The sequence below is a fragment of the Dictyobacter formicarum genome (genome assembly GCF_016587435.1).
On record NZ_BNJJ01000002.1, the window covers coordinates 507,528 to 531,499 of the forward strand.

The 23,972-nt window shown below is 48.3% G+C and carries 20 protein-coding genes and 1 riboswitch; of the genes, 13 read left to right on the forward strand and 7 right to left on the reverse strand.

Annotation, left to right across the window (positions count from 1 at the left end; all coding sequences use genetic code 11):
- Positions 1 to 15 precede the first annotated feature (15 nt).
- Entirely contained in the window at positions 16 to 1,104 is a 1,089-nt protein-coding gene (gene argC, locus JMI88_RS04705) for an N-acetyl-gamma-glutamyl-phosphate reductase (RefSeq protein WP_201360576.1), read from the reverse strand.
- A gap of 836 nt (positions 1,105 to 1,940) precedes the next feature.
- Here argC and JMI88_RS04710 point away from each other — a divergent pair.
- Together JMI88_RS04710 and JMI88_RS04715 are read left to right on the forward strand one after the other, a co-directional pair.
- Positions 1,941 to 3,425 carry a cation diffusion facilitator family transporter gene (locus JMI88_RS04710; protein ID WP_201360577.1) on the forward strand — a complete coding sequence of 495 codons (1,485 nt, stop codon included), beginning with the start codon at positions 1,941 to 1,943 and terminating at the stop codon, positions 3,423 to 3,425.
- Positions 3,426 to 3,894: 469 nt separating this feature from the next.
- Positions 3,895 to 6,123: a serine/threonine protein kinase gene (locus JMI88_RS04715; RefSeq protein ID WP_201360578.1), complete on the forward strand. Its 2,229-nt coding sequence runs from the start codon at positions 3,895 to 3,897 to the stop codon at positions 6,121 to 6,123.
- A 73-nt stretch (positions 6,124 to 6,196) separates the two neighbouring features.
- Here JMI88_RS04715 and JMI88_RS04720 read toward each other — a convergent pair whose 3' ends face one another.
- From JMI88_RS04720 to JMI88_RS04735, 4 genes are all read right to left on the reverse strand, one after another.
- Positions 6,197 to 7,222 carry an ABC transporter substrate-binding protein gene (locus JMI88_RS04720; RefSeq protein ID WP_236022814.1) on the reverse strand — a complete coding sequence of 342 codons (1,026 nt, stop codon included), beginning with the start codon at positions 7,220 to 7,222 and terminating at the stop codon, positions 6,197 to 6,199.
- 125 nt (positions 7,223 to 7,347) lie between these two features.
- Entirely contained in the window at positions 7,348 to 8,226 is an 879-nt protein-coding gene (locus JMI88_RS04725; RefSeq protein ID WP_201360579.1) for an ABC transporter permease, read from the reverse strand.
- Between the two features lie 196 nt (positions 8,227 to 8,422).
- Positions 8,423 to 8,585, reverse strand: a riboswitch (FMN riboswitch).
- Between the two features lie 56 nt (positions 8,586 to 8,641).
- The gene (locus JMI88_RS04730) at positions 8,642 to 9,373 is read right to left on the reverse strand and encodes a PIG-L deacetylase family protein (protein WP_201360580.1); all 732 of its coding nucleotides are present in this window, start codon (positions 9,371 to 9,373) and stop codon (positions 8,642 to 8,644) included.
- A 236-nt stretch (positions 9,374 to 9,609) separates the two neighbouring features.
- On the reverse strand, positions 9,610 to 9,972 hold the full coding sequence (locus JMI88_RS04735) for a DoxX family protein (RefSeq protein ID WP_201360581.1): 363 nt from the start codon (positions 9,970 to 9,972) through the stop codon (positions 9,610 to 9,612).
- A 504-nt stretch (positions 9,973 to 10,476) separates the two neighbouring features.
- Here JMI88_RS04735 and JMI88_RS04740 point away from each other — a divergent pair.
- The 5 genes from JMI88_RS04740 (at position 10,477) to cofC (ending at position 14,507) form a co-directional block, all read left to right on the forward strand.
- On the forward strand, positions 10,477 to 11,160 hold the full coding sequence (locus JMI88_RS04740) for a hypothetical protein (protein ID WP_201360582.1): 684 nt from the start codon (positions 10,477 to 10,479) through the stop codon (positions 11,158 to 11,160).
- A gap of 98 nt (positions 11,161 to 11,258) precedes the next feature.
- A complete protein-coding gene (gene cofE / locus JMI88_RS04745) occupies positions 11,259 to 12,026 on the forward strand; it encodes a coenzyme F420-0:L-glutamate ligase (protein WP_201360583.1) in 768 nt (255 codons plus the stop codon).
- A gap of 24 nt (positions 12,027 to 12,050) precedes the next feature.
- Positions 12,051 to 12,719, forward strand: coding sequence for a nitroreductase family protein (locus tag JMI88_RS04750; protein WP_201360584.1), 669 nt, complete (start codon positions 12,051 to 12,053; stop codon positions 12,717 to 12,719).
- 8 nt (positions 12,720 to 12,727) lie between these two features.
- Positions 12,728 to 13,660 (forward strand): 2-phospho-L-lactate transferase, encoded by a 933-nt coding sequence (cofD, locus tag JMI88_RS04755; protein ID WP_201360585.1) that lies wholly within the window; start codon positions 12,728 to 12,730, stop codon positions 13,658 to 13,660.
- 220 nt (positions 13,661 to 13,880) lie between these two features.
- Positions 13,881 to 14,507: a 2-phospho-L-lactate guanylyltransferase gene (gene cofC / locus JMI88_RS04760; protein ID WP_201360586.1), complete on the forward strand. Its 627-nt coding sequence runs from the start codon at positions 13,881 to 13,883 to the stop codon at positions 14,505 to 14,507.
- An 18-nt stretch (positions 14,508 to 14,525) separates the two neighbouring features.
- On the opposite strand, the gene JMI88_RS04765 is transcribed toward cofC, so the two are convergent.
- Entirely contained in the window at positions 14,526 to 15,341 is an 816-nt protein-coding gene (locus JMI88_RS04765; RefSeq protein ID WP_201360587.1) for a phytanoyl-CoA dioxygenase family protein, read from the reverse strand.
- Positions 15,342 to 15,488: 147 nt separating this feature from the next.
- Between JMI88_RS04765 and JMI88_RS04770 the strand changes: the two genes are divergently transcribed.
- From JMI88_RS04770 to JMI88_RS04785, 4 genes are all read left to right on the forward strand, one after another.
- Complete coding sequence (locus JMI88_RS04770) at positions 15,489 to 16,379, forward strand: helix-turn-helix domain-containing protein (RefSeq protein WP_201360588.1); 891 nt, start codon at positions 15,489 to 15,491, stop codon at positions 16,377 to 16,379.
- A gap of 535 nt (positions 16,380 to 16,914) precedes the next feature.
- The gene (gene glnA, locus JMI88_RS04775; RefSeq protein WP_201360589.1) at positions 16,915 to 18,348 is read left to right on the forward strand and encodes a type I glutamate--ammonia ligase; all 1,434 of its coding nucleotides are present in this window, start codon (positions 16,915 to 16,917) and stop codon (positions 18,346 to 18,348) included.
- A 364-nt stretch (positions 18,349 to 18,712) separates the two neighbouring features.
- Positions 18,713 to 19,708 carry a GTP 3',8-cyclase MoaA gene (gene moaA, locus JMI88_RS04780; protein WP_201360590.1) on the forward strand — a complete coding sequence of 332 codons (996 nt, stop codon included), beginning with the start codon at positions 18,713 to 18,715 and terminating at the stop codon, positions 19,706 to 19,708.
- 245 nt (positions 19,709 to 19,953) lie between these two features.
- Entirely contained in the window at positions 19,954 to 20,184 is a 231-nt protein-coding gene (locus tag JMI88_RS04785; RefSeq protein WP_201360591.1) for a helix-turn-helix domain-containing protein, read from the forward strand.
- 100 nt (positions 20,185 to 20,284) lie between these two features.
- Here JMI88_RS04785 and JMI88_RS04790 read toward each other — a convergent pair whose 3' ends face one another.
- A complete protein-coding gene (locus tag JMI88_RS04790) occupies positions 20,285 to 20,821 on the reverse strand; it encodes a GNAT family N-acetyltransferase (RefSeq protein ID WP_201360592.1) in 537 nt (178 codons plus the stop codon).
- A 299-nt stretch (positions 20,822 to 21,120) separates the two neighbouring features.
- On the opposite strand from JMI88_RS04790, the gene JMI88_RS04795 reads away from it, so the two are divergent.
- Positions 21,121 to 22,278, forward strand: coding sequence for an aminotransferase class V-fold PLP-dependent enzyme (locus JMI88_RS04795; protein WP_201360593.1), 1,158 nt, complete (start codon positions 21,121 to 21,123; stop codon positions 22,276 to 22,278).
- A 344-nt stretch (positions 22,279 to 22,622) separates the two neighbouring features.
- The gene (gene egtB / locus JMI88_RS04800; protein ID WP_201360594.1) at positions 22,623 to 23,921 is read left to right on the forward strand and encodes an ergothioneine biosynthesis protein EgtB; all 1,299 of its coding nucleotides are present in this window, start codon (positions 22,623 to 22,625) and stop codon (positions 23,919 to 23,921) included.
- The last annotated feature ends 51 nt before the right edge of the window (positions 23,922 to 23,972 follow it).

Genomic DNA, 23,972 nt, shown 5'->3' on the forward strand with positions numbered 1-23,972 from the left:
TCTTTTTAAAAAGTGTTATGGATGTACGCCTAGTGAGGACAAACCTGTTGTCTCTGGCAATCCATAGAGTAAATTCGCATTTTGTATCGCCTGACCGGATGCGCCTTTAACCAGATTATCCAGGCAGGAAACGACGATAAGACGTTTTGCTCGTTGGTCAACAATTGGATAGATAAAACAATGATTGCTTCCATAGGTCCATTTGGTGTGCGGTGGCTGATCGACCACATGTACAAATGGTTCATTAGCATAATAATGTTCATAAAGTGCGCGAATATCTGCGGTTGCTGGCAAGGCCCCATTCTCGCCTGCTTTGAGATCGGCATAACAGGTTGCCAGAATACCACGCGTCATTGGCATTAAATGTGGGACAAATGTAATACGTAACGCGTCATCAAAAGGATGGCTATGGGCGGCAGCGATCGCTGTCAGTTCTTGCGCGATCTCTGGCATATGTCGGTGCCCCGATAAACCATAGGCGCTGACGTCTTCATTGGCCTCTGGGAAGTGGTAGGTTGGACTTGGGTTACGCCCGCCACCACTTATACCGGTCTTAGAGTCAATAATTACATCAGGCTGAATAATATTGGCGGCAAAGGCCGGGCTTAACGCGAGGATGGCCGTGGTGGTATGACAACCAGGGTTAGCTACCAGGTTGGTATGCCGAATTCGTTCGCGGTAGGTCTCACACAAACCGTAAACCGCGTCCTCCAGTAATGCTGGCGCCGGATGTGTGTGTTTATACCATTCTTCATATGTCGCTACATCACGCAGCCGAAAATCGGCCGAGAGGTCCACGACTTTCGTTCCACGCTGTAGCAATTTGATCACAGCTTCGGCCGCCGCCGCGTGGGGCAAACAAACAAATGCCAGATCCGTCTGAGCAGGCTCTTCGGTAATCACTAACGCTGGATCTATTGCTGGCCGCTGACCTTCCAGAGTAGGTATACCCGCACGCAGATAGGGGAACACCTCTTCCAGACGCTTCCCTACGGTACTACGCCCGGTCACAGAGGTCACAACAAAATCAGGATGCTGCGCCAATAAACGCAACAGTTCCGATCCTGTATAGCTTGTTACATTCACAATAGAAACAGTCGTCATTGTCGTCCACCTCGCAAAAAAACTTGAACCAATAAAAAAAGCCTTCATCCCTTATATTTCATTCTGCAAGGGACGAAAGCCATTGTTGCTCCCGTGGTACCACCCAGATTGTCTTCCACATGTATCTGAGAAGTTGCTTGAAAGACAACTACTCTCCTCGTACCACAATGTAGCGAGCGTGGAAAGACCACTCTTTCTAGCTATTGTGCTGCCTGGGAGCCACCCATCTGTCCTACTTGCCCTGATGCTGTGCTCTTTTTTCATACTTTTTTCGCTGCCTCTATTTATTAACAAGGCGTGCGTGAGAAAAAAGAGACACATTGTATAGATTTTGCAACCAGGACTTTCTTCGGCCAGCCGCTCACAAAGGGGTTCTGAGGGGGTATACCGTTCCGAACTCTCACCAGACGCCGGATCTCTGTTGGCTCCCAACCTCATACTGGGTTTGATCAACGCGGGTCAGTCTTTATTTATATAGTTGTTATAAACAGCATAACAGCAGAATGTGTCTCTGTCAATTAATATTTTTTATGGTAGTAGTATAATCATATGGCAAAATTAACTATATTCAATTTCTGTCATTGAACAGGTAAATGCGCAACAAAATATACGGATCGATGAGTTTGCTCCCTCCAGGTAGCATTTTTTGATCTTGCTGCATCCTTACGTGAAAGTGCCAGTGCGGGTAGCACGCGGACGATATGGAAAGCTCCGGACAAGTCTCAATATTCCTTGCTGTGAATCACTGCATCGAGTAAAATGAGGACGATATGTTCCTGGACAGCGGGTACAAACGAAAATAAAAGTTTTTTTGATAGAGGAGGCAGTTCGGACGCATGTCACTTTCAAAGAGTGCCCAGCGTGAGAAAACGATGGCTGCAATGTCGTCGGTGCTGGCTGCGGTAGGTTTAACCGGTTTGAAAATTCTGGTGGCGGTTTTGACAGGGAGCCTGGGTATTATGGCAGAGGCTGCCCATTCAGGCCTGGATCTGGTAGCGGCATTGATGACTTTTTTTGCGGTACGCGTGGCAGATCGTCCCGCCGATGCTAATCATAATTATGGGCATGGGAAGGTCGAGAACCTTTCCGCTTTTTTGGAAGCCTTGTTGTTATTGGGTACTGCCATCTGGGTGATTGTTGAGGCAGCCCGCCGCTTGCTCTATCATGAGGGTCATGTCGATGCCAGTGTTTGGGCTTTTGTGGTCATGCTGGTTTCAATTGTCGTTGATGTGACGCGTTCGAGGGTACTGCTGCGAGTAGCAAAAAAGCTAGGAAGCCAGGCGCTGGAGGCGGATGCACTCCATTTTAGTACTGATATCTGGAGTTCAGCGGTCGTGATCTTTGGCTTGCTGATTGTCTACCTGACGAATCTGTTCCATTGGCCAGCCTGGCTGAGTCAGGCGGACGCGATCGCGGCATTTGGCGTCTCAGGCATTGTGATCTGGATAAGCCTGCGGTTAGCTCGTGAGACCATCAATGCTCTGCTTGATCATTCCCCGGGAGCATTACCAACACAGATCAAACAACGGCTGGCGCGGCTGGATGATGTGATAGAAGTGAGGCGAGTGCGCGTGCGTCGCGCTGGCAATAAGTATTTTGCTGATGTGATTATATCTGCCCCACGGATGCTGACTTTTGAACAAATTCACCAGTTGAGCGATCTGATTGAGAATGAAACGATTGACGAAGTGCATAGCTTCTCGGCCCTGGATGACATCGATGTGGTGGTGCACGTTGAACCAGTTACTTCTCCCAGGGAAACGGTCATCGACCAGATTCACTACCTGGCTGAATGTCAGGGGGTACATGCACATGATATCCATGTGCGAGAAGTTGCCGGTAAACTAGAGGCAGACTTTGATGTAGAGATCCACGCCGATATGAATCTGGAGCAAGCCCATACGATCGCAACGCAGTTGGAACAGTCATTGCTACAGCATAATAAACGGTTGCGCCGTGTGACCACCCACCTGGAAGCTCCCGATGAAAATATTGTACAACGCCAGGATGTGACGATGCACTATCCAGAAATGGCCGCCAGAATGTGCCGTATTGCCGATGGTATCGCTGGAGTCGGAAGTGCACATGATATTCATCTCTATCGACCAAACAAGTTAGTCGCAGAGGTAGGGGGTCATGGTACAAAAGGGGCACCCGAATTGGATCTTGTTTTGCATGCAATTTTTGATGCCCATGCCCCTCTTAGTCAGGTTCATGTTGACGCAGAAAAGATCAAACGCGCCCTACGCCGCTCATACCCCAATCTCAACACCGTCATCATACACACTGAGCCTCCAGAAAATTCAATCTGTCGAGATTAAATAGCCTCATTCAGCCTCTTAAAAGTGTTCGTGTATCTCTATTTCCAGGCCTGGTTAACAAATACAAAGGTTGACGTACACGAAACGTCTATTATAATGAGTTAAGAAATATCACAAGATCACCTTCTCTGTTTTCTCAAAACGTTTTGCATGTCAGACAAGATAACTCTGATATAAGCAAAGAGAAAAAGAGATGTAGGCACTTCGCTCATATTCTTTCTTCCCTGCCATACAAGTTTGGGAGAAGTGTGATACCGTATTATACATGATAAAAAGTTAATAGATAGTGAACCAGAAAAATAGAAGCCATTAAGGAAATCGCTTGCTACTATTCTGTCCAGAATGAAAGGATCTGCAAACGGATTTGCTAACGGGTTGGACAGGATATACAGAAATACTCCTTAATTAGAAATATTTCTTATGCAAACTACCAACCAGTTGATCTTTTTCATTGAGAGGAAGCACGAGCGTGGTAACGGATAGCAATGAGTTACTAGGGCAGGCGCTGGGAACATGTACACTCCAACGTCTCCTCGGACGCGGCGGTATGGGTGCAGTGTATCTGGCGCGACAATCACGTCCACGGCGGATCGTAGCCGTCAAAGTACTTTTACCTGGCATTGTTCTTGAGCAGCGACCACGTAACGAGTTTCTGGCCCGTTTTCGTCGCGAGGCAGATGCCGTTGCAGCATTGGATCATGTTAATATTATGCCAGTGTATGAATATGGTGAACAGGGCGATCTTGCGTATCTGGTCATGCCCTATGTCACTGGCGGCACTCTGCGTGAGGTGCTTGAGAAACGCGGCATTCTCTCACTGGAAGAGGTGGTGCCGATTATCGAGCAGGCAGCCGCCGGACTGGATAGCGCGCACGCACAGAGTATTGTGCACCGCGACTTAAAACCGGGCAATATTCTTTTTCATGCCGATGGTCGCGTTCTGCTAGCGGACTTCGGCCTGGCCAAGGTGCTGAAAGATGTGACCAATCAGGAAAGTACCAATGGCCATCTTACCAGCATTGGCACTATCGTGGGAACACCGGAATACCTTTCACCGGAACAGAGCACTGGCGATACAATCGATTATCGTACCGATGTCTATTCATTAGGGGTGGTACTCTATCAAATGCTGGCTGGTCGCGTGCCTTTTACCGGTACTTCTCCCGTCGCAGTGGCTATTAAACATACGCTGGAACAGGCCCCTCCAATTACGCGCTTTAATCCACAGGTGCCAAAGAATGTGGAGGCGGTGGTAATGAAGGCTATGGCGAAATCTCCTAATGATCGCTTTAGCAGCGCTGGCGTCTTTGCGCAGGCATTACGACAGGCCGTAGCGGAAGCGCTGGGAGATTGCTTCCCTAGCGTTGCTCCTCCTGCTCTTGGTGAGCATATTACCCCCGTGCTGTTGCCGCCATTGACACCAGAAAATAATGCTGAGACGCCGCTTGAGCCAGCCACAAACAATGATGAGCTACCAGCGGAGGCAATGAAGCATACAGCAGACAAAGAAGAAACTCCAAATCAGGCGATGTCAACGATGCTGATGGAAAATGAGGAGGAGGATGCTGAGGCTACTGAACCAACCAAAGTTACACCTCGCCTTTCCGAACATACACAGAATCGCTTACAGGCTATGCCTACCGTCATCACTGAAATGGATGCTACCATTGCCGATCATGCTCGACCCGAGCCCCTGGCGGTACCATTGGCAAATTCACCCGTTCGTTCGGTCACACCTACAACCAATCCACCGGCTGCGCGCAATTACCAGGAGGTCGAACCAGCGGCCAGGCAGTCAGAAGTTGCCAGTGAACAACCCCGCCAACAACAATCTGAACAGGCAGCACGCCAGCCGCAGATTCAGGTCTACCCGGAACGGTTCCCTCGCACCAGCCACCGCCAGGCTGGCGCTACAATGCCACGCTATCTGGTGCTGTCTGGAGCCGTGCTGGCAGTTATTCTTGTCATTGCAATTGCGAGTGTCATCATCAGCAATCAGCAAGGAAATTCGCCTCAATCCAAACCACCTGGCATCGCGCAGTCTCCATCTGCAGCAACCAGGACAGCCACGCCAGCTCCGGGTAAGTCAACACCTCCCGGGAGCACAGTGCATGCCACCTATCCATTGCCTGCGCCCAAAGTGGATGGCATGGGAAACCTTATCTATGGCACCAACTATCCAGGTACCTGTGATCCTCAGGGTGGTAAATGGCAAAATACGAATATTCAAGCAGTGTGTGGACCAGACGAGTTAAGACTGTCAAATCCTGGCTCTGGTGTGGCTGGCACCTTCCTGACTCAGCTTCCCAATGGGCAAACATTGCCTGATAACTATTATATTCAGGCACAGGTCAAAATAAATACACCAGGCGGTCAGTTTGGTTTCTACTATCACAATAAATCTGATAGTTACTACACAGTCATGTTCAGCAGTTCTACCTGGACCGCCAACTATACCGATAAAAACGGCACCCAAAACCAGCTGGCTTCAATAGGATTAAATGGCACCCAGCTAGATGGTACTGCCACGATAGATATCCTTGTGCAGGGAAGCACCTTTTACTACTATATTAACGGAGTCAAGCAAGGAACCGCCAGCGGTAACTTTGGCGACAGCAACAGCGGTGGCAACATCGGTCTCACCGTCGCGCCAGGCTCGGATGTCTCGTTCAAAAACGTCGCCATTTATAGCGCCTGATCGTTGATAATAAACCAAACAGGCCTCGCTAACAGATAAGATGTTAGCGAGGCCTGTTTGATAAAGGCTACCTTTACTTATTGGTATAGATCTGTGAAAGGTTATCAACTGGAGCGATCATTTTCTGCGCCACCAGAAATTTTTCGGTCGATTGCCAGATCGCTGGATCGTTATACCCCAGTTTGCCATTACCCTGGTAAATAGGGATAGTGTATTTCAACACCGCCAATGCTTGATCGGCATTCATGCCAGGCACATAGCTTTTACTGATATCTACCGCCTTCTGCGGATCAGCAATGACGTCTTTCAAACCTTTAATGGTGGCATCAACAAAGGCGCGCACGGTCTGCGGCTGGTTGGTATAGATATCCTGGGTGGTAATAATGCCGTTAGAGATCAGCGGCACATAATCTGAAACTGCAAAGGTGCGCACATTAAAACCATTACGCTCCAGCTGCAAGGGCTCGTTATTGGAGTAACCAACGACGGCATCGACTTTATGCGATATCATGGCTGAGACCTGATTAAAACCAATCGACTGCAGCTTAACATCAGATGGTGTAAGTTTACCGGCCTGTAACAGGGCTAACAGTCCAGTGTGTGTTGACCCAAAAGGTCCTGGCTCACCGATTGTATGGCCTTTTAAATCGGCCAGGGTTTGAATAGGGGAGTCTTTAGGTACAATGAGACTTACAGGATATTTCTGAAAAATAGTCGAGACGTCTACCGCCTGTAGATTTTTATTTTTATCATGGGCCACCAGCAATTCGTCACCACTGGCAAAAACAAAGTTATTCTTTCCCGCGGCCATGGTGCCGATCAGGTCGGTGACAATACCATGATTGAAAGTGACATTTAAGCCTGCATCTTTATAATATCCCTTGCTTTGCGCAACGTAAAAAGGAGCAAACTGGATATCCGGATTGTATCCCAGACCAATCGAAATACTTTTCAATGTTTTGTCCGTACTACCACTGGAGTTGCTATTACTATTATTTGCTGCCCCTGATTCTCCACAGGCGGCCAGTAACACGGTGCATAATACAACGAGTGCCATCAGTTTCCAGGTCACAGATAAACGATGAGATGTTAATGACATCGAGATGATTTCTGCCTTTCAATTCGTTTTAAGGACATTAGAATAGGGCTACTCAGCCTGCTTACTATCCTACTAAGGGAACAATATGCATGGGCATATTGTTCCCTACCACAATGATGTTGTCATTAATAGATTATTTCTGCCAGCTTGATGAGTAGCCAGGTGGCACTGTAGTAAAGGGCTGCCAGTATCGCCAGGATAATTACGGTAGCAAACATAAAGGACATGTTGTACTGGTGCAGGGCCATCTGGATCAAGGCACCCAGACCTTTGTCGGGACTACAGAAAAATTCCCCTACCAGCGCCCCGGTAATTGAGAGTGTGAGACCAGTACGCACTGCCGCCAGAACGGCAGGTAGCGCCAGAGGAAACTCAATGTAGGATAGTAAAGAAAGGCCCGATGCTCCTTCTAGTCGCGCTGCATCCAATAATTCACGCTCAATGGTCTGAACACCAAATATAGTGTTAATGACCATGGGGAAAAGCACGACCAGCATACATATGATCGTTACAGGCAACGGCCCGGTATTAAACCAGAGAAACAGGAAAGGAGCCAGCACAATGGCCGGGATCGCCTGACCAGCTGACAGATATGGCTGCAACATATTGGCCAGAAATCGCGATTTGGCGACTCCATAGCCTAGCGGCAACGCCACGATTACACCCAATAAAAAGCCTGCCAGGCTTTCCTGCACAGTAATGAGAATATGTTCCCAGTACAAGCCCCCGGTTAATCCATCAATCAGGCTGGCAAACACATCTTTGGGAGGAGGTAGGATAAACGCGTTGATGCGCCCGGTGGCTGTGGTGATATACCAGGCGAACAATAGTAATATGCCTAAAACAATAGGAGGCAAAAGATTCCAGATGGTATTTAACTTTTTCCAGGACCGCTCCTGCCGGGCCGCTCCCGCATCCTTTGCGCTCTGTTTAGCGGACCCAGCACGACGATTTTTGCGCACGTCCAGTTGCGCGCCATCAGTTCTTGAAGTTGTGGCACTCATAAGAATTGATATCCCTCGGTTCTTAGCTAATACTGACATTCACTCACCTGAAAAAGGATAAAAGAGTGTGATGTCAATTCAACTAACCCAGGGGGACATATGAGGGAGATGTGATTAAACCATATATGAGGTGTGGATATACGAAAACACCCCATCCGCTACTAACACGCTCATTGCGCATAGCGATGGTTCACATTATAACCTTCTCCCATCCGGACTATACCGTCGGCTTCGGCTTCTCACCGAATCTGTTCGCCATTGATCAAGAAGCAATCAATGGCAAACTCGCGGGCTCGACATAATCTAATATACTATGCCATACCGCCGGTAGGGAATTTCACCCTGCCCCGAAGGTCTTATTTGTGGTTATTATGCCATATACAAGTCGAAATATGCAAGTGCTTATGTTGTTATTCTAACGGTTTTCGACACGATGATATTCTTCGGCATAAGTATAGCCGTACTTTTGACCTGTCTGGGCATCAAGGTCGCGCAGAAATTTTTCCAACTCTGTAAAGCCCTCCCCCACTTGACTGACATGCGCCCGTAGAGCAGCGAGCTTAAGATCAATAGTTGAGGAAATATCGATACTATGGTTTTGTACTGGCGCGCCTGTTATATATACTTCCGATACTTTGTGGGGCCGCAATCCTTCATCCAGCAATTCGGGAAAATCCCAGGGATTTTGGGAAGCGGGATAGATAGCGGACAGCGTGGCCTCTCCAGCTGCCAGGTGATCGGGATGGTAACGAGGGATGATCAGCTCAGGCGTCCAGGTGCGTTCAGGTGACTGGCAGATCACGCGTGAGGGACGATAAATACGCAGTTGACGCACAATAGCACGGCGTAGATCCAGGTCAGGCTGCAAACAGCCATCTGGATAATCTAAAAAGATTACGTCCTTAACGCCCAGGATTCTGGCTGCGGCCCGCTGCTCTTCCATCCGCGTCTGACTTACCCAGCGCCGCGCATCCTGGCTAACGTCAGTGGCACTATCGGGACCACCACCGCTGGCATCGGTGCAGATGACGAAATAAACATCCCAGCCCTCACGCGCCCAGAGCGCCGCGGTACCCGCACTATCAAACTCTGCATCATCCGGATGAGCTACCACCACCATTGCTACTTTCTGTTGTTCTTCTTGCATAGTCATCTTCTTTCATTTCTGTTTTTTAATACGCTCGACTCACTGCCTATCAAAAAAGCGGAAACGCCCGCAAAGGGTTGCCCACAAACAGCTTCTTATTCATCTACACCGCTTGTAAGTTACACCTTTCGGGCGATCTTTCCTGCTTACGTGATCAGAAAAAACTGTTGCCGCACAACACGGTATCACCTGATCAGTCAGGCATTGCCTGGCATCTATGTATTGTACACTATGAGTTAATCATCATTCTTGGCAAGCACTAATAACAAGCCCCCCAGTAAAGAGAGGTTTTTGAAAAATTGTACTTGTTGGGCGGCACGTGCTGCTGGCGTCTCTTCTTTCCAGAAGGGATGCCCCACCAGCGTTGTGGCGACCAATGAACCAAGCAACGCAGTGGCAGAAAGTTTTGGTAGCACGTCTGCGGCCAACGCTGCTCCTGCGACTACCATTACAGCACCATTTAAAATAGTGGCCTGGCGTGGCTGCGGCAAACCAGCTGCCTCTACTTTTTGTACTCGACCTCCCGGCTCGGCAAAAGTTCCAGCGCCACCAATAATAAAGATAGAACCTAGCAGTAATTGCCCCAGAGTTTTAAGCATATCATTACTCTCAATTCTTCACATCAGAAGGAACTATTCAAACGCAATACTAACATTCTCTTCTATAGAGAGCAAGCAATTTCGCCTGCTCTCTATAGAGAGCACAATTCCAGGACCAACGGTTTCATACCCTTGCTTCCTTCCTAACTCCCAGGTATCACCTCTTTTCATACGATATCTAGCAGGCAATTTGATAAGGTGCCCAATTCATATTGTACTCTTAGCCTTATATGCACCAGAACAATGGAACTTCAGTTGTGATAAATGTGTCTTCCCTACAATGCTCAAACACATCAAAAATGCATATTTTATCGACTGGAGGCTAAATGATTTATGCACAACCATGACAGCAAGCAACAACCTTTTGTTACACCGCTACGCTGCTTTCGCATATTACACAAACCTGTGTTCATCTCTGTAATCTTTTGTAGCTTACTGCTGATACTGGCAACCTGCGGACAAAATGTTCCAAATCAACCAGGGGTTGCCAATGTGGCACCTCCAATGACGAAGCGACTTACCACACAAGAAGATGGTGTTATATCGTTTAACGCATTCACTTCTTATGCCACAGCATTACGCACCGTAACCAATCTAGGGTTACAACTAGCTCTGTTCTGCTCTGGCCCGACCATGCCCTGGCAACCAATAGGAGCAAAAGATGATTTTAAGGTCACGCATGGCGTCAGTACTTCTGGTAAAATAGGTGAAACGCCCACGGTGACATATGAAACCAACTTGCCAACCATGGTTGTCATGACGACACCATTGACACCAGCAGATTGGCAAAATCGCTTGCGTGCTAGCTCTGGAGTGGCAAAAATCGAACATCTTCATGCCATCAATTGCCCTGCGATACCTTCCAAATTACCATCCGGGTTAGTGGGATCTCTGCCGCAAAGGCAGGTAGGTACTTATGTTCATATACATTTTGCGCCTGGCGTAAACTATGATGATGCCCTGTATACAATACAAAACAATGGTTTTCGTCTGGCTAATTATTGTTATGAACATGAGCCAGGACAGCCAGCCGACTGGTCGCCAATGAGTCAGGACCAGCCGTTCGCTCGCACCCATACTCTGGTCGTGGCAACAACAATACTATCGCCAACAGATTGGGCCAAACGCATAGCACGGACTAAAGGCATTACATCTTTGCAGTATCCATTTTCAAGTACTTGCTCCTAAGGAATTGCTTGCTCATCAGCTTTCCCTCCGAGATGGCGAGCATCTGTTGCTTGGCAGGACCTCTTCAGAAGGGATATAATATTTTCACAAGGAGGCCTATGAGCACAGAACTACGTATTATACCGATTACCGGTATTGGTGAGATTGACCCGGGCATTGACCTGGGAGTTCTCATTTATAAAGCATTACAAGAACAGCAACTAACGCTAGAAGCAGGCGATGTGCTGGTGGTGACGCAAAAAATTGTTTCAAAAGCAGAGGGGCGTCTGGTCAATCTAGAGACGATTGAGCCATCGGAGTTTGCAAAGGCTTTTGCAGAACGTAATCAAAAGGATGCACGCCATGTAGAAGTGGTACTGCGCGAGAGTAAGCGTATTGCGCGCATGGATCGTGGCGTGATAATTAGCGAGACGTATCACGGCTTTATTTGTGCCAATGCTGGCGTTGATGAGTCGAATGTCGAGGGTGGCGAGTTCCTGACATTGTTGCCAGTGGATTCGGATGCATCGGCCCGCCGGATTCGGGGTCGTTTACAGGAGTTACAGTATGAGCAGCAGCCGCTGGATATCGCGGTAATCATTTCTGATACCTGGGGACGCGCCTGGCGCAATGGCCAGGTGAATATGGCCATCGGGATCGCAGGTATGGAGGCGATGGCCGATTATCGAGGACAACACGATGCGTATGGTTATGAAATGCGCGCCAGTATGATCGCGGTAGCCGATGAGTTGTCCTCCGCCGCCGAGCTGGTTATGGGCAAAATCGATCGAGTCCCGGTTGCATTGATCCGTGGCTATCGCTATACTCCAGCAGAAGGCACCGTACATACATTGACACGCGATAGTGCCACCGATATGTTCCGCTAGTCGAGACGGGTCTCATAATATTTCATGAAAGAAACTAACACAACCAATGAAAGCGTGACCAGCCGTCCAGTCACCACGCCTGAGCGTGTAGCTGATCTTGCCACGCTGATGCGTAGTCGTCGCAGTGTTCGTCAGTACCAGGATCGTCCCGTACCACGAGAAATGCTTCTGCAAATGCTTGAGGCGGCTCGCTGGGCTCCATCTCCCCACGGGCGTCAACCCTGGCGGTTTGTAGTTCTGACAAAACCAGACATCAAACTACACCTGGCCAATGCAATGGGCGCTACATGGCGGCAAAATCTAGAAATGGATGGGCAACCCGCTGAGATCGTTAACATTCGCCTGGAAAAATCGTATCAGCGTATTTTACGTGCGCCTGCTCTAATTATTCCCTGCCTCTATCTGGAGGATCTGGATCAGTATTCCGATGCCCGACGGCAGGAAGATGAGAAGACGATGGCGGTTCAGAGCATTGGGGCGGCAATCCAGAATATGCTGTTGACCGCCTATGATCTGGGCCTGGATACCGGTTGGATGTGTGCTCCGCTGTTCTGTCCGGAGGTTGTCTGTGAGGCTCTTGAACTGGACTCACGCTTGATTCCACAGGCACTCATTACTGTCGGCTATGCGGCAGCTGACCCTAAACGACGCCCGCGCCTGCCCTTAGATAGTTTAATAGTTCACTTTGATTGAGGTAACGTATGATTGTCGTTCTAGCCGGTGGAGTCGGCGCCGCGCGCTTCTTACAGGGCGTCGTTCAGATAGTGCCGCAAGAAGAAATTACGGTCATTACCAATACTGGTGATGATCGGGTCTTTTATGGGCTCAATGTCTCGCCAGATACAGATATCGTGATGTATACGCTGGCCGGCATTGTAGACGAGAAAAATGGCTGGGGTATTCGCGATGATACCTTCCATACCATGAAACAGCTGACCAGCTATGGCCATGAAGACTGGTTCGCCCTGGGCGATCGGGACCTGGCTACGCATATTCATCGTACCGCCCGCCTGCGTGAGGGCAAGACATTGAGCGAGGTAGCTGATGAGCTACGTGAGCACTTTGGTTTAAAGCTCCGTATCTTGCCTATGAGCGACCAACCTGTTGCTACACATATTCAAACACCGGCCGGACTTTTTCACTTTGAGGAATACATGGTTCAACGTCGGTGTTCTGATGAAGTACAGGATGTTGTTTTTGTGGGGGCGAAAGACGCTAAACCAGCCCCCGGCGTGCTGGAAGCACTCAAAACAGCTGACGCCATATTGCTGGCACCCAGTAATCCAATCGTAAGCATTGGCAGTATTTTAGCTGTCCCTGGCGTTCATGATGTTTTGCATGAGACCAGTGGTATGGTTGTCGCGGTCAGCCCAATTGTTGGTGGTGCTCCCATCAAGGGTCCCGCAGATAAGCTGATGCGCGGCTTGCATATGGATGTATCCGCGGTTGGTGTAGCTCGCCACTATCGCGATTTCCTGGATGTCATGGTCATTGACAATCAAGATGCACACCTGGCCGAGGCCATTGAAGACCTTGGCATACCCACTTCTGTCACAAATACGATTATGAGTGACAGTCGGGCAAAGGCCGAACTCGCCCGCCATGTCCTGCGTGCAGCTGGACTGAATTATTAGTTTTCTACTGGTATTAACGGCTCGTCTGACTCCGGTTACGATCGGTACTTTTATGTATTGAGCTTTCGCTCCATGGAAGCTCAATACGTATTCCTGGGGTATGCGAAGCATATGTCGCATACACTACAAAAAATAGCACGGGCGCGCATGCGCCCGTCCGCAATAGCCCGAAAATGGCCAGTTGACTCGAAACCATTTGGTGAAGATACAGGAAAAGCTTGTGAAATATACAGCCCTTGTCCCGGTTAAATCGCTTGAAGCGGCAAAAAGCCGCCTCGCTGCCCACTTAACATCCGGACAGCGCGCCAGTCTTATGCTGGATATGCTTCATCATGTCTTGCAAACATTGCAGGCAAGTCAGGTCTTCGATCGTATCTCGGTCGTTAGCGCTGATACCCGCGTGCTACAGCAGGCTCAGAATTGGGGTACGAAGGCCCTGGTAGAAACACAAGCTGGCCATAATCCTGCTCTGACCGCCGCCGCTACCTATGAGCTTTTGCAGGGCTCCGGTGCCCTGTTAACAATATCAGCCGACCTGCCTTTGTTGCAGGTGGCTGATATTCGTCAGATCGTCGAAAAATCCAAATACCATGATGTTGTCATTGCCACATCCCAGGATGGCTCTGGTACAAATGCTTTACTTACACATCCTCCACTGATACTGCCCTATAGATTTGGTGTCAATAGTCGCTATCATCACCAGCATGAAGCCAGGCAGCGCCAGCTCAGTTGCACGGTTCATCACAGCCTTGGTCTTTCTCTGGATATCGACACTATCGAAGATATATCCGCCGTCGAGCGCTACGATGTGTCTGCTATTGCCCCCTGCGGTCGCCTGGTGCCCTGACACAGATGCAACATCAATTTAGTGAGGTCCCGCCATGCCAAATTCGGTACCACAAGGACCACCATCAGTATTTTCGGCTATGGTAACTTCTTCGCCATTCATGGTTAAAATGGGACGATACCAGAGTGACATGCGCTCGGAAGAGCGGCCGATGTAGTGGCAGATAAATGAGCGGCGATAGCGGTCACGGCTGGTGTTGGGCTGTGAGCCATGCACCAGGCTGCCATTAAAGAATAGTACATCCCCTGGCTCCATGTTTACCGGCACAGCCTGCAAGCCAGCGGGAATAGGTACATAGTCTTTGGTAAAAGAGACAGCTTCATCAGCCTCTTCGGGACAACAGATACCCATATTCTGAGTGCCTGGCACTACTTCCAGGCCTCCATTCTCTCGATCTACCCGATCCAGAGCAATCCAGGCAGCAATACAGGTTCCTGGTTCAACGCGCAGGAAGAAGTTGTCCTGGTGGAGTGCCTGGCCTCTTCCGCCCGCCGGCTTAAAGTAGAGCATACTCTGCGCAGCCAGCGGCTCCTCCGCAAAAAGATCTTCCAGAATATTTCCCAATCGAGGATCCAGTAGATAACGCAAAGCCATATCGTTAAAGCGATGCGGATGCATAATGCGTGGATATTGCTTGAGTATATCTCCATTAGCCTGTTCTGCGGAAACGGGCTCGAAAAAGCCAGGAATAGGTCCCTGAGCATGCATTTGCATAAAATTGTTGATCAGAGCTTCGACTTCCGTGGGTGCCAGCAAACCTCGTATCACCAGGTAGCCATCTTGCTGGAATGTCTGTAGTTGTTCAGTTGTTAATTGCTTCATCGTCGTTGACATGCTTAACTATTCCTCTCTTCTTTCCATATTGGAACTGAAAAATCCTGCTCTACATTCATATTTGTTCGTTGTTTTGTCTTTACTGTACCTGAAGCAGACTGAAAAAAGAATAGACAAGTCGGTCGGGAACATGTACAATCCTGCTATATGACGATTGAAGAAACAACATCACCACCGCCCGCGATTTTCATTACAGGCTATTTTAAAGAGCATGAGGGTTATGCGGTTTACCGTCCGCATGGTTCAGGTAGCTGGTTAATTACCTATACGCTCGCTGGTCAGGGCCTCTATCGTCAACCAGGCGTACAGCTACAGGCTGTGCCGGGCTCACTGGTCTTGCTGCAGCCGGACGCCATCCATGATTATTCGGTTCCGGCTGACGGTTATTGGGAGTTTCTCTGGGCCCATTTTCAGCCTCGATTAAGCTGGCTTTCCTGGTGGCAGTTTCCTGAAAGAGGGCGTGGACTTTATTGCGTTTCCTTGCCATCCTCAGCGGTACGAGAACGACTGCGTAGCGCTTTTTTTAAGCTGCATGCCGATGCGAGCACTCCTTCGGCCAATCTCTCATCTACTTTGCAGACAAGCAGTTCACCAACCACAACCGGACCCGGCGATATGCTACAGCGAGAATTGATGCTCAATGGGCTGGAAGAAATCTTATTGCTGGCTACCCGTGAATCGACGCAGCAAACCAGACAGACACTGGACTCGCGTGTCCAATCGCTGCTACAAATGATGGCTGAAAATCTTAAAGCGCATTATGATATTGAAACGCTGGCCGCGATGGTAGCTCTTTCTCCCTCACGCCTCTCTCACCTTTTCAAACAGGAAACAGGTAGTTCTCTGATCAATGTGTTGATCGCTCTGCGCCTGGACAAAGCAGCCCGCTTACTGGAGTTCACGAACCACACGATAGCTACTATTGCTGAAGAGGTGGGCTTTAGTAGTCCCTTTTATTTTAGTCGGCAGTTTCATCAACGCTTTGGTCAGAGTCCTAGCGAGTACAGGCGGGCTATCGAGCAGCATGTCAGACAGTAGCCATAACCAGATCGGAGGGAAAGACGCTACGCGCAAAACATACATATCTTTATTTATTTTCATGTATGTTCTGCACAAAGCAAACAGGCTCAGAAACCAGACATGCATAAAATCATCTTCCACAAAGAGAAGCAAATCATACTAATGAGCATTAAATAGCATATTGCGATTCCCTATTTCGTCCTTTTTATTGCTTTCTACGTTCAAGGCATTCTCTTTTATGTCTAGTATGCACATCGATTTTTGGTGCGACAAATCCTCATAGCAAGGTCAACATTGTCTATTCAGGCAAGAAACTGAGCCATTTCCAGCGTAAATTGTGCACAATGCACAATTTCTGGCCAGTAAGTTTCGGATAAACTGACTGTAGTATACTCCTCTATAACCGTCATATTATAAAGGCAGGCAAATACAATCTCGTGGGCACGAGGTTAATGAGCTTAATACTATGTATTAATACGGCACTACCGGGCAATGCATGCCATCATTTCCTGCAATGATGCGAGGATACCACGTTAAGAGGAGAAAAAGACAGATGACCCCAGAGGAAGTCTTAAAGTTAGCGAAAGAAAACGGAGTCAGGATTGTAGACTTCAAATTTTCGGATCTACCAGGTACCTGGCAGCATTTCAGTGTGCCCGTGCATGTATTATCAGAAGACCTATTTTCAGAAGGCTTGCCATTTGATGGTTCCAGCGTTCGCGGCTTCCAGACCATCAATGAGAGTGATATGCTGGTGATCCCCGATGCCAATACGGCGTTTCTGGATCCATTCACCAATGTCCCCACTCTGAGCCTCACCTGTGATATCGCCCATCCAGGTCCATCCGGTAGCCAGAAGCCATATAGCCGCGACCCCCGTTATATTGCCCGTAAGGCTGAAGAATACCTGCGAAGCTCAGGCATCGCCGATACCGCCTTTTTCGGTCCTGAGGCGGAGTTCTACATTTTTGATAATGTCCGTTACGCCTCTAATGACAATATTCAGTACGCAGAAGTCGATTCGGACGAGGCCCACTGGAATAGTAAAGGCCGTGAAGATGCCCGTAACCTTGGCCATTTAATGAATGTTAAGGGCGGCTATTTCCCGGTCGCTCCTAGCGATACCTATCAGGATCTTCGTTCAGAGATGGTACTGAACCTGGAAGCCCTGGGTATCACAGTCGAAGCCCATCACCACGAAGTTGGTGCCGCTGGACAATGTGAGATTGACTATAAGTTTGGTACACTGCTCGATACCGCGGATAAACTTTTGCTCTTCAAATATGTGATCAAGAATACAGCCCGCAAATACGGAAAATCGGTCACATTTATGCCTAAGCCAATCTATGGTGACAACGGCTCCGGTATGCATACCCATCAGAGCCTGTGGAAAAATGGCATGCCCCTCTTCTATGAAGAGGGCGGTTATGCCAATCTGTCACAATTGGCTCGGTACTACATCGGTGGCGTCTTGACCCACGCTCCTTCAATCCTGGCTATTGCCGCTTCTTCAACCAACAGCTACAAACGTCTGGTTCCAGGTTTCGAAGCGCCAGTTAACCTGGTCTTCTCACAGGGTAACCGTAGCGCGGCCATTCGTATTCCACGGACCGAGAGCCCCAAAGCTACCCGCGTGGAGTTCCGTCCTCCCGATCCAACGGCTAATCCATACCTGCTCTTCTCAGCCTTACTCATGGCTGGTCTGGATGGTATCCGCAACGAGATCGATCCCAGCCAGTATGGCTATGGTCCCGTTGATAAAGACCTGTACAGCATGAGCAAAGAAGAATTGAGCGAGATTAGCTCTGTACCAGGATCTCTGGATGAGTCCCTTAAAGCACTCGAGAATGACCATGCCTTCTTACTTGAAGGTGGTGTCTTTACCCCTGACGTCCTGGAAAAATACGTTGATCTCAAACGCGAGCAAGCCGATCAGGTCCGCTTGCGCCCTGCTCCAATCGAATTCTCAATGTACTACGACGCCTGATTTATATGTACAACAAAAAAGGTCCCGGCTACCTGATGTGGCCTGGGATCTTTTTTGTCCTAAAATAACCAGTAATATGGCATTGCACAAAAAAATAGTGAAATAAATATCGCAGTATTTCTGGCTAATCTACTCTTTTTCCTCTTATACTTTGTGCTGATAGAATTAATAAGAAGTGCAAAAATATTACCTGCTTTGACAACTACGATTCATTCTTGTACAGATTAGTAATGTAACCAGTGGATTCCTTAATAGTTTGTGCACTGCCGCGTCATAAAAATAGGTACCCAACATGCGTCGACGAACGTGCTATAGTATAACATAACAGCGCATTCGTTAGACTTACATATAGAGGGACACAGATATGGAACTACTTGTAGATAGCTATGGACGACGCATTAAAAGTATGCGTATCTCGATTACCGATAAGTGCAATTTTCGTTGCACCTATTGTATGCCTGCGGAGGGATTACCCTGGCTTAAGAAAGATGAGATTCTTTCATATGAAGAGATTGTGCGCATCGCTCGCGTTGCGGTAAAAATGGGTATTGAGCAAATTCGTTTGACCGGAGGAGAACCTCTGGTGAGGCGCGATGTGCCAGATCTGGTACGCCAGCTGGGGCAAATTGAGGGCTTGCGCAGCTTGAGCCTGACTACCAATGGTATCCTGCTGAAACAGCAGGCTAAAGCACTGGCAGAGGCAGGTCTGACACGCATTAATGTCAGTCTGGACTCCCTGCTGCGTGAGAAGTTCGCGCGCCTGACTCGTCGTGATCAGTTGGAGAAAGTTCTGGAGGGTCTGGCCGAACTAGAAAACTACCCTTCTATCCACCCCATTAAGATTAACGCGGTGGCAATGCGTGGCTATACCGAGGAGGAAGTTCTCTCGTTCGCTCGTCTGGCTCGTGCTAAAGCTTATGTCGTACGTTGGATAGAATTCATGCCGTTAGATGCTGATCAAATCTGGCGCAAAGAAGATATCCTGACTGGAGCTGAAATCAAACAAATTATCGAATCAGAATATGGTCCTCTCCAGCAAATTACATCAGGAGATCCATCAGAAACCGCTCGCCGCTATACATTTAGTGATGGTATTGGCGAAGTCGGCTTCATTAATCCTGTGAGCGAACCTTTCTGCTCTACCTGTGATCGTATTAGAATTACAGCAGATGGGCAATTACGCACCTGCCTTTTCGGGACAGAAGAAACAGATCTCCGCGCCGTTATACGCGCCCACACAGACGATGAGCTGCTCATTCAGACGATACGCCAGGCAGTACTAAATAAAGAGTTAAAACATTACATCGGGGATAAACGGTTCCGTAGAACCAACAGAACGATGTCAAGGATCGGTGGATAGTTCAATCAAACGATTGATAGTACACCTACTTTACATATAAAGGTGATACTTTTTTGTAGTCACTGACCCCGTTAATACAGTGTAAAGACTTGTAAAAAGAATGTTACAAAAAAACGGCAGGATCGTCATTATAGTTAAATAGACAAAATATATATTGTCTGACATATTATTTTGTCTTAATGTATTAACATCGTAGTAAATATTCATTCGGTCTGACTAGAATACCAGACCAGAAAGAGGAAATTGTGGCAAACGAGGAAGCGGATCTGTTAACAGTTGGCGAGGTCGCAAAACAACTACGCGTTGATGACACTACCGTTCGCCGATGGATTAAAAGTGGTGTGCTTGAGGCGATCTCACTTCCCCATAGTGGCATACGTCAAGCATATCGCATTCGCCGTTCGACACTGGAAGCATTACTTTCAGCCCCATCCTCTCTACTTGAAGAGAGCAATGTTGGTGTAGAAACAGATTAGTATACTAGCTTCCGAACTGCTAGTATGACTCCCCCACTAGCAGACGGAGGCTTTTCATGAGCATTTATTTAAGTTAACTCTTTAATCCTGTCATCTATTGCTACAATTTAATGCGGTATAGCTGCAAACCATCGATAATTAATTGATTCGCTACCTCTAGATCACATTTCGCAGCCAGGCGAGGAGCTGCATCATCTGTACATGGAAGTAAGGCTTCAAAATATACCGGGACGCCTTCGGCTTCAGCTTCAAATTCAAAATCTGAGGCCAGCAGGCGAGCCCGGTTTAGAGCACCTATCAGCAATGAGCGGCCAGCACCTCGACGCCGATGCTCAGGATGCACCGCCCCATGACAACGCAAGTGATAGCCATCGGTATCGCGCAGGCATTCCAATATGGTATAACCTACAATCTCTCCTTCGATACCTTCCAACGTTCCTGCTTGCCCCCAGGTCAGCAATTCGTCGTCGTCGTCGGTCATCACAAAAGCATTCGCCAGGGCATCGCGTTCAGGATCTAAAAACCAGGCCGTAAATGCTTCCTCGCTCCTGGCTGGAACATGATCAGCAATGGCAGCCGCATGTTGAATAGTAATTACTGCGGAAATATCTCCCAGACGAAAATAGCGAATACGCATATCTATGTCTGTCTTTCTATACTAAAAATTACAGCTATGTATACTATACTATGTCATTACCTGACTCGCATAGCACTGTTCGGCATCAATAAGCGTATAGCTGGAGGCGACATCACAGTTGTAAGTGAGTCGTAGCTTGTTTACACATATAAAAGCTTAATGCCTCATCATTATAAGGCTGCACAACAACATATACATAAGTTATACTATAAGCACATACATTATCTAAGGCCTGCGGCCATATATCAGTGTTTACCTACGTTTTCTGGTCGCATCTATACTAGAGGAGATCATCTATTTTGGTTGCACTCACTCATCTTCAAGAAATCCGCCAGGCTCTCCCAGCAACGACTGCGCAGATTTATTTAAATACCGGCACCTTTGGTCCTCTACCTGATTGTGTGCCACAGGCTATGACGGCTCGCATTCAGGAAGAATGGAAACAGGGCCGCCTGGGTCCCAGCGGTTTTGGGGGTATCACTACTATCTCTCAACAGGCTCGTGAGCATGTTGCTCGTCTGCTCCACTGCCTGGAAGAAGAAATCACGCTCACGGACAATACTGGCGAGGGCATGAATATTGTTAGCTATGGTATTAACTGGCAGGCTGGCGACGAGGTTATTACTACCAATCACGAGCATATCAGCGCATTGGCACCTCTTTATCAGATACGCGATCGCACAGGCATAGTTATACGTATCGCCGATCTGGGTCCGCTTGCCAATCAATCTGCCCGTGCAGCTATTGAGCAGTTGATCACGCCACGTACACGCCTTATCTCTCTTTCTCATGTCACCTGGACTACAGGTGCCGTCGTAGATGTGCAGGAGGTAGCGGCCCTGGGTCGTGCTCATAATATTCCAGTCCTCATTGATGGTGCTCAATCGGCAGGCAATATTCCCATCGATGTTACAGCGTTGGGGGTGGATTTCTATGCTATCCCAATGCAGAAGTGGCTATGTGGACCTGATGGGACCGGAGCGCTCTATATACGTAAAGAGTCTATGCACTACATTCAGTCGACTTATGTGGGGTATAATTCTATCAAATTTGGCCCTGGCGTGGATTGGGAGTTGCACGACTACGCACGACGCTTCGAGGTCGGTGGTCGTCAAACAGCTGCTATCAATGGGCAGAGCGCTGTCTTGCACTGGCTAGAAACGATGGTTGGCTATGACTGGCTCTTCTCACGCATCACGGAGCTTAACAAATACGCCTACCAGGCCCTTAAAGAGATCCCCAATCTGACTATCCTCACGCCCGAACCTGGCCGCTGCGGTATTCTCTCCTTTACCATTGCGGATACAGACGAGACGGAACTTGTTACTTACCTGCGCGAAAAATATAATATTGCGATCCGCAGTATTCCGGACAATAAATCCCTGCGCATCTCAACCGGCTTCTTCAATACTGAAAGCGAGATCGATACGCTGGTTCACGCCCTTTTAGCCCACTAATGATCATAGTCAGTTGCGAAGAGGCACCCCCGAGGGTGCCTCTTTATTGTTAATGATGCCCTTTTTGCTTTTTTTACTCCAGACATAGCTTTTCTTAACTTGAGTAAAAATCCTTTAGAGGTTACAATAGGAAAGTCTATGGAAAGTCGTGAAGCTCTAGTATAGATTGAAGATATTGATGGCTTTAAGACAAAAAGCTAATAAATATAGTACTAGCTTTTTGTGTGACAGAAAGGCGGCCTACCAATTCACAAGCTTGCATTCTATGCCAGGAATTAGCTGTTGTAGGTCTTGCTTCTGGCTAATTCAAGTGTCAAACTGAGATCGATTTAAGGAGTTGTAGAGTGGCAAAAAATATCCAGGATCATCCAGCGCTAGCACAATCCTCACCTCGACAAACCCTACTTGAAGATTACATACGCGTACGTCGCTTTTCGGAACAATTATGTGTTCCGCTGGAGACAGAAGATTATGTGATCCAATCGATGCCTGATGTTAGCCCAACGCGCTGGCACCTGGCTCACACTTCCTGGTTCTTTGAGACGTTTGTGTTATCGTCATACGCACCAGGCTATACCTCACCTCATCCACAATACGCCTACCTGTTCAATTCTTACTACAATTCAGTCGGAGAGCGCCATTGCCGACCGAAGCGAGGCTTGATTTCACGGCCTACAGTCCGGGAAACCTATGCCTATCGACAGTATGTGGATGAGCGCGTCAGCGACTTTTTGCTGACATGTACAGAGGACATACTATTAAAGGTTGCCCCAGTGGTAACACTGGGTATTCATCATGAACAGCAACATCAAGAATTGATGGTAACAGACATTAAACATGTCCTCTCTTGTAATCCTTTGCATCCGGTTTATCTGGAACGGACGCTTCCTTCTGCTGAGCCTCCTTCTGCTCTGGCCTGGATCAGTTATCCAGAACAATTGGCCTGGATCGGGTATGAGGGTGATGGCTTTTTTTACGACAATGAAGGTCCGTCTCATCGTGAGTTTGTAGATGCTTACCAGCTCAGCTCACGCTTGATTACCAATGGCGAATACCTTCAATTTATTGAGGATGGCGGCTATCAAAATCCTTTGCTCTGGCTCTCCAGTGGCTGGAATACTGTTCAGAGCGAGCAGTGGCAGGCGCCATTGTATTGGGAAAAACATGATGGGCATTGGATGATGATGACATTGAGTGGTCTACGACCAGTTGAGCCAGCTGAACCAGTCTGCCATGTCAGTTATTATGAGGCCGATGCTTATGCACGCTGGGCCGATGCGCGCCTGGCCACTGAAGCTGAATGGGAATTGGCCGCAAGACATGTGCCAATCGAGGGCAATTTTGTTGAAAACCAGAATTTCCATCCAGTTCCGCTGGGAAAGTCTTTAGATCTGGCCAGACCGGCGCAGATGTATGGGGATGTCTGGGAGTGGACCCAGAGCGCGTACCTGCCTTACCGCGGTTATCGTCCCTCCCCAGGAGCGTTAGGCGAATATAACGGCAAATTCATGTGCAATCAGTTCGTGCTGCGTGGTGGTTCCTGTGCCACCTCTATCACTCATATTCGCCCTACCTATCGAAATTTCTTTCCACCGGATGCGCGTTGGCAATTTATGGGCATTCGTTTAGCACGCGAGGTGTAACATCGTACAGAGCATACAAGAACAACTTGAGCGATATGATTTCGCGCCTAA